9 protein-coding genes are annotated in these 14285 nt (G+C 63.6%); 5 read left to right on the top strand and 4 right to left on the bottom strand.

Annotation, left to right across the window (positions count from 1 at the left end):
- Window positions 1–125 precede the first annotated feature (125 nt).
- From msrB to CGS25_RS17195, 3 genes are all read right to left on the bottom strand, one after another.
- Window positions 126–557, bottom strand: coding sequence for a peptide-methionine (R)-S-oxide reductase MsrB (msrB, locus tag CGS25_RS17205; RefSeq protein ID WP_101676220.1), 432 nt, complete (start codon window positions 555–557; stop codon window positions 126–128).
- 17 nt (window positions 558–574) lie between these two features.
- Complete coding sequence (gene msrA, locus CGS25_RS17200) at window positions 575–1192, bottom strand: peptide-methionine (S)-S-oxide reductase MsrA (RefSeq protein WP_089032147.1); 618 nt, start codon at window positions 1190–1192, stop codon at window positions 575–577.
- 125 nt (window positions 1193–1317) lie between these two features.
- Window positions 1318–1905: a hypothetical protein gene (locus tag CGS25_RS17195; protein WP_101676219.1), complete on the bottom strand. Its 588-nt coding sequence runs from the start codon at window positions 1903–1905 to the stop codon at window positions 1318–1320.
- Between the two features lie 371 nt (window positions 1906–2276).
- Here CGS25_RS17195 and CGS25_RS17190 point away from each other — a divergent pair, with 371 nt between their 5' ends.
- The 3 genes from CGS25_RS17190 (at window position 2277) to CGS25_RS17180 (ending at window position 7314) form a co-directional block, all read left to right on the top strand.
- Window positions 2277–3356 carry an OmpA family protein gene (locus CGS25_RS17190; protein WP_232802470.1) on the top strand — a complete coding sequence of 360 codons (1080 nt, stop codon included), beginning with the start codon at window positions 2277–2279 and terminating at the stop codon, window positions 3354–3356.
- A gap of 11 nt (window positions 3357–3367) precedes the next feature.
- Entirely contained in the window at window positions 3368–4834 is a 1467-nt protein-coding gene (locus tag CGS25_RS19400; protein ID WP_101676218.1) for a thrombospondin type 3 repeat-containing protein, read from the top strand.
- 401 nt (window positions 4835–5235) lie between these two features.
- A complete protein-coding gene (locus CGS25_RS17180) occupies window positions 5236–7314 on the top strand; it encodes an MltF family protein (RefSeq protein WP_269800702.1) in 2079 nt (692 codons plus the stop codon).
- Between the two features lie 24 nt (window positions 7315–7338).
- Here CGS25_RS17180 and CGS25_RS17175 read toward each other — a convergent pair whose 3' ends face one another.
- Entirely contained in the window at window positions 7339–8253 is a 915-nt protein-coding gene (locus tag CGS25_RS17175; protein WP_089032142.1) for an alpha/beta fold hydrolase, read from the bottom strand.
- 367 nt (window positions 8254–8620) lie between these two features.
- Here CGS25_RS17175 and CGS25_RS17165 point away from each other — a divergent pair, with 367 nt between their 5' ends.
- A complete protein-coding gene (locus CGS25_RS17165; RefSeq protein WP_089032141.1) occupies window positions 8621–10411 on the top strand; it encodes a M61 family metallopeptidase in 1791 nt (596 codons plus the stop codon).
- Between the two features lie 14 nt (window positions 10412–10425).
- Window positions 10426–14277 (top strand): ATP-dependent RNA helicase HrpA, encoded by a 3852-nt coding sequence (gene hrpA, locus CGS25_RS17160; protein ID WP_089032140.1) that lies wholly within the window; start codon window positions 10426–10428, stop codon window positions 14275–14277.
- The last annotated feature ends 8 nt before the right edge of the window (window positions 14278–14285 follow it).

Below are 14285 nucleotides of genomic sequence, written 5' to 3'. Positions count from 1 at the left end.
GGGCGTCAGCGGCGATGGGAGGTGGATCAGCATGCGTCAATTCCCGCTAATCCGCGATGAACCTTTTTTATTGGTCTCACCCGATCAGCCCGGCCCAATGCGAGCCCATCGGCCGGGCTTGAGCATCAATGATCCGCTTCGAACACCATGGAGGCCGAGTTCAGACAATAACGCAGGCCGGTGGGGGCGGGGCCGTCGGGGAACACGTGCCCCAGGTGACCGTCGCAGCGAGCGCAACGGATCTCGGTTCGCACCATGCCATGGCTGGCGTCGCGCAGTTCCCGCACATGTTGCGGGTCCACCGGTTGGTAGAAGCTCGGCCAGCCGGTGCCGGATTCAAACTTGCCGTCGGAATGAAACAGCGGCAGGTGACACAGCTTGCACAGGTAAGTGCCGGCTTCCTTGTTGTCGAGCAAGCCGCCACAAAACGGCGGTTCGGTGCCCTGATTGAGAAGAATGCGGCGCTCCTCGGCGGTGAGGCCGGCGGCGCGTTGCTCTTTCTGTGAGGCGCTGAGCGGAGTCAGATCGAAACCGCTGGCGGATTGTTGGCTGCTCATGGCGATCTCCCGGGCGCTTATTTCAGCAGGTTATTGAAATGCGCGTGCAACTTTTCCACTTTCGGCCGGGCCACGTGGGCGATGTAGGGCTGGGCGGGATTGCGGCGCGCGAAGTCCTGGTGGTAATCCTCCGCCGGGTAGAACGTCTGGCCGGGCTCAATGGTGGTGACGATCGGCGCGGTAAAGGCGCCGGCGTTATCCAACTGCTGGATATAGCGCGCCGCCACCTCGCTCTGCGCCTGATTCACCGGGAACAGGGAAGATCGATACTGGGGGCCACGGTCATTGCCCTGGCGGTCTTTCTGGGTGGGGTCGTGGGCAATGGCGAAAAACAGCTTGAGAAGCTGGCCATAGCTGATCCGGTGGGGGTCGTAACCGACTTCAACGACTTCCGCATGGCCGGTGTGGCCGCCACACACAGCCTCGTAATTAGCCGTTTCCGGGGTGCCGCCGGCGTAACCGGACACCACCGAGGAGACGCCATCAAGCGCTTGGTAAACGGCTTCCACGCACCAGAAACAACCGCCGCCGAGGAGGGCGCGGCCCGGGTCCTGGTCGGCGGGCAGATCCTCGGCCGGGTCGGGAAAACGATCGGGATGGACGGTCAGGGATGTACCGGGGATAACGGCTTTCATAACTCCTCCATGGCGACCGGTGCAAGGCCCGTCGCGGGTATCGCCAGGCCGGGAACACCGGGCAAAGGGCGCGACGCGCTGTGCCGCGCGGCGCGCGTCTCTGTTCTGGGGGCACCTGGCCCCGGTTACAACAGGTCCAGCGCGCCCAGGCCGGCAGCCAGGGCGCGACACTGGCTTTTGGCGATGGCGCTCTGATCGTTGGCTTCGTGGGTGCGCGCTTCACCATTCCAGAGGTTACGCCCCTCGGCGGAGAGCAGATCCACCGGATAGCGTTGCTCCGCCTCCGGTTGCGGCTCTTCCTTGATTTTTCCGCCGATGCCGATGCGCCAGGTGGGCTCCACTTCGCCCTGGCTGATCGGGTTGTGATCACGGGGCTCGGTAAGATGCGGCGGGCGCTGGATCAGATACGTCAGATCCACCACCAGCACCCGCTCCACACCGTGCTGATGCGCCCAGTCGACCAGAATGGCTCGGCCTTTCTCATCCCACAACGGCAGTTCCTGGTGGCTCAGAAAAACCTCCAGGCCGGCGCGTTGAAAAATTGGCCGGCAGGTCAGCTCCCAGGTCTCGCGGGTATCGTTTTCCGGGGTTTGCGCCACCAACAGCACGCCTCGCGGAGGCGGTGGCGGGGTTGGGGTTACGCTTCGCGTTACCAGTTCAGTGGTGCTGGCACAGCCGGCCAGCAGTAACGCCAACAACAGCGCGGACCTCATCGTTTTTCCTCCTTCGGACAAGCATCCAGTGTAGCAGGGTGGCCATCGCGGAACAGCGGCGCCGGCCGCGTTTTCGCGGCCATCTCGTCAGAGCTCGCCGATGGCGGTCGGGGTCGGTCGGCGAGGGCTGCATCGAAACACGGCGGCAGGCGCGTATTCACAATCAGACGGGGCGGGAAAGGCACGCGCGTATACACACCGGATACAAAGGGACACAAGGGGTAGCGTTTGTGTAAAAACATCAAGGCCATCACAACACTAATGCAACCTGACTTCACGGTAATTCTGTTTTTTTTACCCCCGCCAACTATTCCAATGATTGCACAGTAATCCGTTGATACCCGTAGGGGGGTAAGACCATGAAAGGAAGCTTGAAATTCACCTCACTTGTGCTGGCCGCCGCGCTTGCATCGCCGTTGGCGATGGCCGCGACCGATCAGCACCAGGAGAACCTCGCCACCCGCCAGTATGTGGGCGGCGCGGTCTCTTACGTGGACGTGGACGATGACCGCCAGATCGATGATCAGGGCGAAGGTTACAGTGTCTTTTATGGCCGTCAGCTCTCGGACAGTTTCTGGTGGGAGACCGAAGGCGGCTTTTACAAGATGGATGGCGAAGTTCCGGATGGCCAGGATTTCTATCAGTACCACCTGACCACCGGTCTGGCCTATGCGTTTGGTGATCGTACCGGCTTCACGCCTTACGTGATCGTGGCGCTGGGTGCGATCAAACACGAAGTGCTGCCCCGTGACGATAACGACACCAACTTTACCGCCAACGCCGGCCTCGGCGCGGTCACCGGGCCGATTTTCGACAACGGCCTGAAATTGCGCGGCGACGTGCGCTACGTCTACGACGACTTCGATGGCGCCGGCCCGGCCCGTGGCGAAGGCGGATTCGGCGATGTCCGGGCGTCGCTGGGTCTGGAATTCCCGCTCGGTTACACCAAGGTGATCACCAAGGAAAAGACCGTGGTGAAAACCCGCGAGGTGGCGGTGCAGCAGCCGGTCATCGACAGCGATGGCGACGGCATTCCGGATAACCTCGACCAGTGCCCGAATACCCTGCCTGGCGGCAAGGTGGATGCCAAAGGGTGCCTGATCGTCAATCAGACCATCACCTTCAACGACATCCTGTTTGAGCTGGATTCCGCGCGGCTGACCCGTTCTTCCGAGAACACCCTGAGCCGGATCGCCCAGTCTCTGCAGTCACAAACCGATTTCCGTATCGAAGTGGCCGGCCACACTGACAGCACGGGCAGCGCCGAGTACAACGATATTCTCTCCCAGAAACGCGCCGACTCCGTGCGTCAGTACCTGATCTCCCAGGGTGTTGATTCCGGCCGCATTTCCGCGCGCGGCTATGGCGAGTCCGATCCGGTGGCGGGCAATGACAGTGTTTCCGGTCGTGCCATGAACCGCCGTGTTGAATTCCGTGTAACCGAGAAGTGAGGAGGTCCGATATGTTTCGCGTAAAAAATCTGACCATGCTGGCCCTGCTCGCCGTACTCGGCCTGGGTCTGTATGGCTGCAACACCAGTGACAGTGACAGCGACGGTGGCGGCGGAGATCCGACGCCAAACCTGAATGACCAGGACATGGATGGCATTCCCGACGGCGAGGACAACTGCCCGGCAATGGCCAATAACGACCAGAAAGACATGGACGCGGACGGCATTGGCGATGTCTGCGACGATGATCTGGATGGCGACGACGTCGACAACGACGACGACAACTGCGTATGGGTTTCCAATACCGATCAGGTCGACACCGACATGGACGGCATCGGTGACGCCTGCGACGACAACACCGACACCGACGGTGACGGTTACGACGACGGCACCGACAACTGCCCGTTGATCCCCAACCCGACCCAGTCCGACATCGACGGCGACGGCATCGGCGACGCCTGTGACGACGACCTGGACAACGACGGCGTGCCCAACGACGACGACAATTGCCCCTACCTGGCCAACAACGACCAGGCCGACGTGGACGGCAATGGCGTGGGCGATGTGTGCGAAGGCGATGCCGACGGCGATGACGTCAACGACGACACCGACAACTGCCCGTTCGTGCCCAACGAAGATCAGGAAGATCTGGACATGGACAACATCGGTGATGTTTGTGACGAAGACGTCGACGGCGACGGTGTGGACAACGGCAACGACAACTGCCCGTTGGTACCGAACGCGGACCAGGCCGATGATGATGGCGACGGCATCGGCAACTCCTGCGATGACGATTACACCGGCCCCACCGATCCCACCGACACCGACGGTGACGGCGTACCGGATGGCGAGGACAACTGCCCCAACGTCGCCAACGCCGACCAGCTCGATTCGGACGGTGATGGCATCGGCGACGTGTGCGATGACGACGGCTTCACCTGCAACGACAGCACCAACTATCAGCCGCTGTTGACTCCGGACTATGACGCCAGCGGCGAAGCGGGTGGTCTGTGTCTGGGCTGTAATGTGGAAAGCCCGGCCAACATCGTGGACGACAACGACGCCTCCTACGCCACCCTGAACACCGGCCTGGCGCTGACCGGCAACGTGCGCATCCGCGCCACCGCCGCCGACGAAGGCAACGACTTCGCCGGCATCGACCGGATCGGTTTCGTGATCTCCAACCCGAGCTCACCGTTGCTGAATCTCAGCCTGCTTGGCAACTTCGCCACCCTGATCTATCTGGATGACGGTGCGGAAGTCGGCCGCGCCCAGGTGGACGGCGGCTTGCTGGGCCTGGAACTGCTGGGTCTGGGTCTGGAAGACGGCCAACGCTTCCTGTCCGCGCCGGTGGACACTTCCACCGTGACCTTCGACGAAGTGGAACTGGAGTTCGCCGGTCTGCTTAACGTTAACGACGAGACCCGGGTTCACCGTGTCTGCGCCGGCACCGATCCCGTGGAGCCCGCCGCGCCCTGATCTGAACCCTCTTTCATCAGGCACTCAGGGGCGCGAAAGCGCCCCTTTTTTTTTTGGTTCATCGTCCTCCGGGCCGCCTCAGCCGTTACGTCAGGCTGACATCGACCAGGCAACGAAGCCGCTGTGGGAGCGATCCTTGATCGCGAACCGAGCCGAAAGGCGAGGACGGCCTGGCAAAGCGCCTTCGCGGTCGAGGACCGCGTCGCGGTTATGACCTGGCGTGTTGCGCGCAGCGCAAAGCGTGCCGCGTGCCGCGTGTCGCGTTTCGCGTTTCGCGTACTAGCGGTCCCTGACCGCGAACCAACGCGCCTGATCCACGCCTGCTGCGACCAACGGATTAGCCTCTCATCACCTTTTTCGGTTAGATTCATGGTCTGGGGAGAATCAGGGGATATCCTATTTTGATCACTCAACGGGCTCTGGCCACGGTGCTGCTGGCCGCCCTGGCGCTGCTGGTCAGCGCGTGCGGGCCGGGTGGGGCTCAATACACCGAGACCGGTGATCTGGATGCGTTACGCGAGCGCGGCGTTCTACGATTGCTGGCGCCACGTTTTGATGAGGAACTGGGCCTGGTGCGCGAAGGGATACCTTTGCAGGAGTTTCGCGAGCAAGCGGAGCGGATGGCCGAGTCCCTGGGGCTGGAGCCGCGCTGGGTTTACGCGGACAGCTTTGAACAGCTCGGTGTCATGCTCAACGACGGACGTGGCGACATTATCGTTACCAATTATTCGGTGACCCGCGAACGCAGCGAAAGCATGGCGTTTTGCACGCCGGTGGCGGTGATCCGGGAATATCTGGTGGTGAACGCCGATCGCCAGGGCGACACCCTGGCCTCGCTGGGCAAGCTGCGCATCGCCGTACCGCGTGGCACCGCCTACGCGGAAACCGCCGCGGCTCTGGCCGGCGAATCGGAGGCCATTAGTGTCAACAGCCTGACCGGCGACCTCTCCGATGAGCAACTGCTTCAGGGCGTCTCCGATGGGGTGTACGGCGCCACCATCATCGACGGCAATTTTATCGACAGCCTGCTGCTGGGCTTCGATGACCTGCGCAAAGGGCCGGTGGTCAATCCGCGCCGACGCATTGCCTGGGCGGTTCGTGAAGACAACGAGGACCTGCGCGCGGCGGTCAATCAGTTTATCGTCAGCCACCACGTGGGCGCCGAGTTGCAAAGCCCGGAGCGGCGCGACTGGGCGGCGATCAAAGCCAGTGGCGTATTGCGTGTGCTGACCTCCAACAACCCGGCCAGCTACTTTCTCTGGCGCGGCGAGTTGATGGGGTTCGATTACGATCTGATGCGCAATTTCGCCAAACAACATGACCTGCGGGTGCGCATGGTGGTCAAGAACTCCGCGTCAGAGCTGTTCGCGGCATTGGAAGCAGGGGAAGGCGATGTGATCGCCGCCTCGATGACGGTCACCGAACAGCGCCGTGAGCAGGGCTGGCGTTTCTCCAAGCGCTATCTGGAAATCAACGAGCAGATCATCGGGCGTAGCGACGAAGAGCCTTTTGAATCGGCGCAGGCGCTCACTGACCGGACCGTGGCGGTGGCACCGGACAGCGCCTTCCTGGGCACCCTCGAAGCCTTGCGCGAGGACGGCGTGGCGGTGCGGATCGCGACGCGGCCCGACGCCAGCACCGAAATGCTGATTCAGCAGGTCGCCGATGGCGACACCGATCTGACCATGGCGGACAGCCACCTGGCGGCGCTGGAGAGCACCTACCGTGATGACATTCAGCCGCTCTGGACACTGGCGGGAACCCGCGAGATCGCCTGGGGCTTGCGTCAGGACCAGAGCGCTCTGGCCGGCCGGCTTAACGCCTATATTTCTCGCAATTATCGTGGCCTGTTCTACAACGTGACTTACAACCGCTACTTCCGCGAGCCAAAGACCATTGAAGTGCACGAGCGTTATCGGGTGGAAGCGGGCAAGCAAATCTCGCCCTACGACGACTTGGTCAAGAAGTACGCGCTGAGTTCCGGCCTCGACTGGCGTCTGTTGCTTTCACAGATGTACCAGGAGAGCCGTTTCAACCCGGACGCCCGCTCCTTCGCCGGCGCCCAGGGGCTGATGCAGATCATGCCGCGCACCGCCCGCCAGTTCGGTTACGACGACCCCCATGACCCGGAGCAGGGCGTGGCCGCTGGCGTCACCTATCTGGATTGGCTGGAACGCCGTTTTCCCCAGCGGCTGGAACTGGCCCAGCGCATTTACTTCGCGTTGGCGGCCTACAACGCCGGCCACGGTCATGTGGAGGACGCGCGACGGCTGGCGCAACGTCTGGGCAAGGACCCGGATGTCTGGTTTGGCAACGTGGAGAGCGCCATGCTGCTGCTCTCGCAGCCCGGTTACGCCCGTCAGGCCCGGTATGGCTACGTGCGCGGCTCGGAGCCGGTCAAATACGTGCGTGAAATTCGCAATCGTTATTTGGGGTATGTGGAATTTACCCGTGAGCAGAACCATTCCGAAACACCCTGAGCCGCGCCGGCCACGCCTGCCGGTTTACAGGCGCCGGTTCAACCATTCCAGCAGGGTCTGCCGGACTTCCGGAGCGCAATAGTCGTTCAGTATCTCGTGGCGGCCTTCGGGGCAGTCCAGACGTTGCAGCGGCTGGTTCTGGCGAGCCAGTATCTGTTGCAGCCGGTCCATGCCCTTGCCGCCGGCGCTCATTGGGTCGCGGCGTCCTCCCAGCAGCAACACCGGCAGCCGCCGGGGCAGTGAGGCCAGGGCCTTGCGCGATTGCACCTTGGCCAGGGCCGACACCAGCGCCAGCCAGGTGGCGGTGGTGCACTGAAAGCCGCACTTGGGGTCGTCGATGTACGCCTGCACCTGGGCCGGGTCGGCGCTCAGCCAATCGAAGCCGGTGCGGGCGTCGGCGATGCGTGCGCCCCACGCCTGGAAGGTCAGCTTGTCGATCAACGGGCTATGGCCCTGGGCGCCGTGTTTGCGCTGTTGCCAGCCGAGCAGCGTCGCCATCAGGCGATAATAACCGCTCGAATGGTGATCGCTGCCGCACAGCACCAGCCCGGAAAGACGCGCGCCATGCTGCTCGGCGCCGGCCAACGCGATGAACGACCCCATACTGTGCCCGCCCAGCACCAGCGGGCCCTGCTCGCGCTCGCTGACCGTTTCGATCACCTTTTCCAGATCGCCGATCACGTTTTGCCAGCCGTCCCGGTCTCCGAAATGGCCGGGAGGGGCGTCCGAGTCCATGCTGATGCCGTGGCCGCGATGATCCGGGCAATAAAGATTCCAGCCGTGCCCGGCGAGAATTTCCCCCAGGGTGCGGTAACGGCCACCGTGTTCAGCCATGCCGTGCAGCCAGATCAAAGTGCCGACCGGATCGGCGGCCTGCCAGTGATGCACGCCGATGGTATGGCCATCGGCGGCACCGATTACGAAGCATTCCGAAGTCATGGACGGGTCCCCTTGAAAAGAGTGAAGAACATGCGACATGTTCGGTAAGGCGTCAATGATGGGACGCTGGACGCTGGACGCTGGACGCTGGACGCCAGACGCCAGACGCCAGACGCCAGACGCTGGACGCCGGACGCCGGACGCTTAACCCGTAACTTGAAAGTTTTGGTGTGTTTTCTGCTATTCAGTAAACACACCATTGCTGGCCGCACCGGGTTTAGCGTCTGGCGTCTGGCGTCCAGCGTCCAGCGTCTGGCGTCCAGCGTTCCCAACCAGCCCACGAGTCTTCCCGCTCCGAACACTGAAAACTGCCCCTTCCCCCTGTATCATTCGCCGGTACTGAACGTTGGCCCGCCAGGAGTAGAAAGTGATCCACTATCAGATCCGTCCGCTGCGACCCGAAGCCCATCTCTTCGAAGTGACCCTGACCGTGGCCGAGCCGACCCCGGAGGGCCAGGCGGTGACGATGCCGGCGTGGATTCCGGGCAGTTATATGATCCGTGATTTTGCCCGCCATATCGTGTCGATCGAGGCCCATGCCGGGGATCAGACGCTCACGATCGCCAAGCTGGACAAACAAACCTGGCAGTTGCCACCGGTGGCCGAGGGCCCGGTGAGCGTGACCTATCAGGTTTACGCCTGGGATTTGTCGGTGCGTGGTGCCCACCTGGACCCCACCCACGGCTATTTCAACGGAACCTGTGTGTTCCTGGCCGCCATGGGGCACGAAGACCAGCCGTGCCGGGTCACCATGGAGCCGCCCGCCGGGCCGCAATACGCGACCTGGAAGCTGGCCACCGGGATGAGCCGGATCAGCGGTGAGGCCTTGGGGTTCGGCGACTTTGAAGCGGAAAGCTACGACGCGCTGATCGATCATCCGGTGGAGATGGGGCAGTTCGAACACGCCGAATTCGAAGCCTGTGGCGTGCCCCACCGGGTGGTGCTGACCGGACGCCAACGCGCCGACATGGCGCGCCTGTGCCGGGACCTTAAGGTGATCTGCGAGCAGCATATTGGTCTTTTTGGTGAACCGGCGCCGGTGCGCGATTACCTGTTCATGACCCTGGTCACCGATGGCTACGGAGGGTTGGAGCACCGCAATTCCACCAGCTTGATGAGCCCGCGCGGCGATCTGCCACGGCGCACCGACGGCGCCGACGAGGTCCGCGATGGCTATCGCGGCTACCTGGGTCTGTGCAGCCACGAATACTTCCACACCTGGAACATCAAACGCATCAAGCCGGCGGCGTTCACCCCGTTTGATCTGCGCCAGGAGGTGCACACCGAATTGTTGTGGGCGTTCGAAGGCATCACCAGTTACTACGATGACCTGGCGCTGGCGCGCACCGGCCTGATTAAACCGGAGAGTTACCTGGAATTGCTGGGCCAGACCCTGACCCGGGTGCAGCGCGGCCAGGGCCGTCTGCGGCAAACCGTCACTGAATCCAGCTTCGATGCCTGGACCCGTTTCTATAAGCAGGACGAGAACGCCCCCAACGCGATTGTCAGCTATTACGCCAAGGGCGCGCTGATTGCTTTGGCCCTGGATTTGACGTTGCGCGATCGCAGCGACGAGCGGGTCACCCTGGATCACTTGATGCGTTTGTTGTGGCAGCGCCATGGTCAGGATCAGGGCGTGCCGGAGCAGGGCATACAGGCGCTGGCGGAAGAGCTGCTGGGCGAGGACCTGAGCGATTTCTTCGAACCGGCGCTGTACGGCACCGGCGATCTGCCGCTGGCTGCCTTGCTGGAAAGTCGTGGTGTGCTGCTTCATTGGCGCTCGGCCAGTAGCCACGGCGACAACGGTGGCAAAGCGGCCAGTGCGCCGCCGCCGGTGCATTTGGGCGTGCGGGTGGCCGCCGACCCACAGGGCGCGCGCATTCAGGTGGCCTACCAGCAGGGCGCGGCGATGGCCGCCGGGCTCTCCGCCGGCGATGTGATCATCGCCGTGGACGGCATCAAGACCGACGCCGGCTCACTCGATAGCCTGCTGGCCGCCTATCAGGAAGGCGAGCGGGTGGACGTGCATGCCTTCCGCCGTGACGAGCTGATGCGCTTCACCGTGAGCCTGGCACGCTCCGAACCGGACACCGCCTTTTTCAGTCTCGCCGAGGGTGGCTTGACTGAAAAAGGCCGGGCCTGGCTGCTGGGCCGCTAAGGCGCTGTGAAGGGATGACCGACACTCCATTGAACCAACTTTATCAGCGCCTGGAGCAGGTTCGCGGCGCCGACCGGCCTCGCCTGAAAAAGCGTCTTGACGGGCTGCGTGGCCGTGATGGCGACGCAGCGCGCGCCAAGCTGGCGGCGGCCATCGAACGCTCGGTGGCCGAGCGTGAGCGCCGCTCGGCGCTGATTCCGGCCCGGCTCGATTGGCCGGATCTGCCGGTGGTGCACCACCGCGAGGAACTGGCCGAGGCGATCCGCCGCCATCAGGTGGTGGTGGTGGCCGGCGAGACCGGCTCCGGCAAAACCACCCAGCTTCCCAAAATCTGCCTGCAGCTGGGGCGGGGCGCGAATGGCTACATCGGCCACACCCAGCCACGCCGGCTGGCGGCGCGTTCGGTGGCGTCGCGCCTGGCCGAGGAACTGCACAGCCAGGTGGGCGCGCTGGTGGGTTACAAAGTGCGCTTCAGCGAGCAGGTGGGCGACAACAGCCTGATCAAACTGATGACCGACGGCATGCTGCTCAGCGAAGTGCAGAACGACCGCTTTCTGAATCGCTATGACACCCTGATCATCGATGAGGCCCACGAGCGCAGTTTGAATATTGATTTTCTGCTGGGCTATTTAAAACAACTGTTGCCGAGCCGGCCGGATCTGAAGGTGATCATCACCTCGGCGACCATTGATCATCGCCGCTTCGCGGAGCATTTTTCCGGAGCGCCGGTTTTCGAAGTGTCCGGGCGCACCTTTGCGGTGGAAACCCGCTACCGGCCACCGGAAGGCGAGCGCGAGCTGGGGCAGCAGGTCGAGGAGGTGCTGCGCGAGATCCAGGCCGAGGAGCGCCGCTCGGGGGCGTCCGGCGCCCGCGACGTGCTGGTGTTCCTCAGTGGCGAGCGGGACATTCGCGACGTGCACCACCATTTAAAGCGCTGCGAGTTTCGCGACACCGAGCTGTTGCCGTTGTACGCCCGGCTCAGTGCCGCCGAGCAGCAGCGGGTGTTTTCCGCGCACCGGGGCCGGCGCGTGGTGCTGAGCACCAACGTGGCGGAAACCTCGCTGACGGTGCCCGGCATCCGCTACGTGATCGACGCCGGTACCGCCCGCATCAGCCGTTACAGCGTGCATTCCAAGGTGCAGCGCTTGCCGGTGGAGCCGGTTTCCCAGGCCAGCGCCAACCAGCGCGCCGGGCGCAGTGGGCGCTTGATGCCGGGCATCGCCTACCGGCTCTACGGCGAAGATGATTTCCTCAAGCGGCCAGCCTTTACCGATCCGGAAATTCAGCGCACCAACCTGGCGGCGGTGATTCTGCAGATGGCGGATCTGCGGCTCGGCAAGGTGGAGGACTTTCCCTTTATGGAGCCGCCGGACGGACGCTTTGTCCGCGACGGTTATCGATTGCTCGAGGAGTTGGGCGCCTTGGATGCGCAGCGCCAGCCGACCACTCTGGGACGGCAACTGGCGCGCTTTCCGCTTGATCCCACTCTGGCACGCATGGTGGTCGCCGGCGCCGCCAAGCAGTGCCTGCGAGAAACGCTGGTGATCGTGGCTGGCCTGGCGGTGCAGGACCCCCGTGAGCGGCCGCGCGATAAGCAGCAGCAAGCGGACCAGGCTCACCAGCCGTTCGAGAGCAAGGAATCCGATTTCCTGTTTTTTTGGAACCTGTGGTGCTGGGCTGAAGAGCAGCGCGAGGCGTTGACCAGAAACCAGTACGAAAAGCTGCTGAAGAAAAATTTTCTGGCGCCGTCAAGGATGCGCGAATGGCGTGACACCCACCGCCAATTGGTGTTGCTGGCCCGGGAGGCCGGTTGGGCGCTGAATGCCGAACCGGCCGGCTATGAGCCGATCCACCGGGCTTTGCTGACCGGCCTGCTGGGCAACGTGATGAGCCGTGATGAAGAGGGCGAGTGGCTTTCCACTCGCAATCGCAAGCCGCTGATCTGGCCCGGCTCGGCGCTCAGAAAAACCAAAAGCCGCTGGCTGGTGGCCGCCGAGCAGGTGGAGACCAGCCGGCTGTTCGCCCGCGTGGTGGCCAGGGTGGAGCCGCAATGGATCGAAGCCGAAGCGGCGCATCTGATCAAGCGCCAGTATTCCGAACCGCACTGGTCGAAACGGCGTGGCTGTGTGATGGCCAAGGAGCAAATCAATCTGTTCGGGTTGGTGCTGGCCGCCGGCCGCCGGGTCAACTATGGCCCGCTGGACCCGCCGCTGGCCCGTGAATTGATGATCCGTGAAGGGCTGGTGGCCGGCCAGCTGAGTCAGGAGCCGGAGTTCGTCAAGGCCAACCGGGAGCGCCTGGAAAGCCTTGAGGAGATCGAGCACAAGCTGCGTCGACGGGACATTCTGGTGGACGAGGAAGCGCGGGTGGCGTTTTACGACGAGCGACTTCCCGAAGACCTTTATTCTCTGGCCCACTTGCGGACCTGGTACCGCAAGCGGGCCGATCCGGCCCAGCGGGCCGCTCTGCTGATGGACGACGATTTTCTGCTCTCGCGCAGCGCGGAGCTGCGCGAGGACGCGTTCCCCGATCATCTGCGCTTCGGCGCGCTGGAATTGCCTCTGGAGTACAGTTTCGACCCCACCGGCGAGCAGGATGGCGTCACCCTGGTGGTGCCGGTGGCGGCGCTCGCGCAGGTGGAGCAGGAGCGTCTGGCGTGGCTGGTGCCGGGATTGTTGCGCGAAAAACTGGAAGCCTTGATCCGCGCTCTGCCGAAGGCGCGTCGCCGGCATTTCGTGCCGGTGCCGGATTACGTCAACGCGTTGATGGAGGCCCTGCGGCCGGACCGGCCGCTGCTGGCGGCCTTGACCCGGGAACTGCAACGGATGACCGGCGTGCGCGTGGAGCAAGAGGAATGGCCGGAGGCGCAACTGGCCGAACACCTGCGCATTAATGTCCGCGTGGTCGACGAGCACGGCGCCACCCTGGCCGAGGGCCGCGACCTGGCCGCGTTGCGCGAACGTTTTTCGGCACTGGCCGTGGCCCCACGGTCCGGCGAGCAACCACCGCCGCAGGAAGAGCGAGAGTGGCGCTTTGGCAGTTTGCCGGTCAGCGACGAAAGCGAGCAGGGCGGGTTGCGATTGCGCTACTACCCGGCGCTGGAGGACCGTGGCGATCGGGTCGCGCTGGTGCGCGTCAGCGACGCCGAGCAAGCACAACAGACGCACGGTTACGGGGTAGCCCGGCTGATGCTGCTGCGGTTGCCGGAACAGGCCCGCCAGTTGCGGCGCTTCGCCGGCCAGCAACCCGGTTTCCAGAAGCTGAAAGCGGAAAAGTCGCCGATGGCCCGCCAGGCGCTGGAGCAGGCACTGCTGAGAGCGACCAGTGAGCATTTCCATTTGCACCAGGAGGGCATTCGCGACGAGCACAGCTTCCAGCAGCGGCTGGACGCCGGGCGTGGCGATTTCGTGCCCGCCGCTGAAACCAGCCTGGCCGGCTGGGCGGCGATGTTCGCCGACTACCGTGGGGTGATGGCGCGCCTGGAGAAAAATTTCCCGCTCGCCTGGGCGCATGCCCACCGCGACATCAAAACCCAACTGGCGGCGCTGTTCGATGAGGATTTTCTGCTCACCACGCCCGCGGCCTGGCTTCGGGAGTATCCCCGTTATCTGGCGGCGCTGACCCAGCGTCTGGAAAAGCTGCCCGGCCAGATCGGTCGCGACCGTACCGTCAGCGCCGAGCTGGAAGAGTATTGGCAACAATATCTGCGTCGCGCCGGTGACGCCCCGCCGTGGCGGCAAAGCGAGCCGCTGACGCTGTTTCGCTGGATGCTTGAGGAGTATCGGGTCAGTCTGTTCGCCCAGACCCTGGGCACGCGTATGCCGGTGTCCGCGAAGCGGCTCAACCGGCAGTGGGAGGCGTGTTAAAGCGATAC

It is taken from the genome of Alloalcanivorax mobilis (assembly GCF_002864685.1).
Lineage (GTDB): Bacteria > Pseudomonadota > Gammaproteobacteria > Pseudomonadales > Alcanivoracaceae > Alloalcanivorax > Alloalcanivorax mobilis.
The sequence above is the reverse complement of the archived record's forward strand: the minus strand, read 5'-3'. Positions and strand labels throughout refer to the sequence as shown.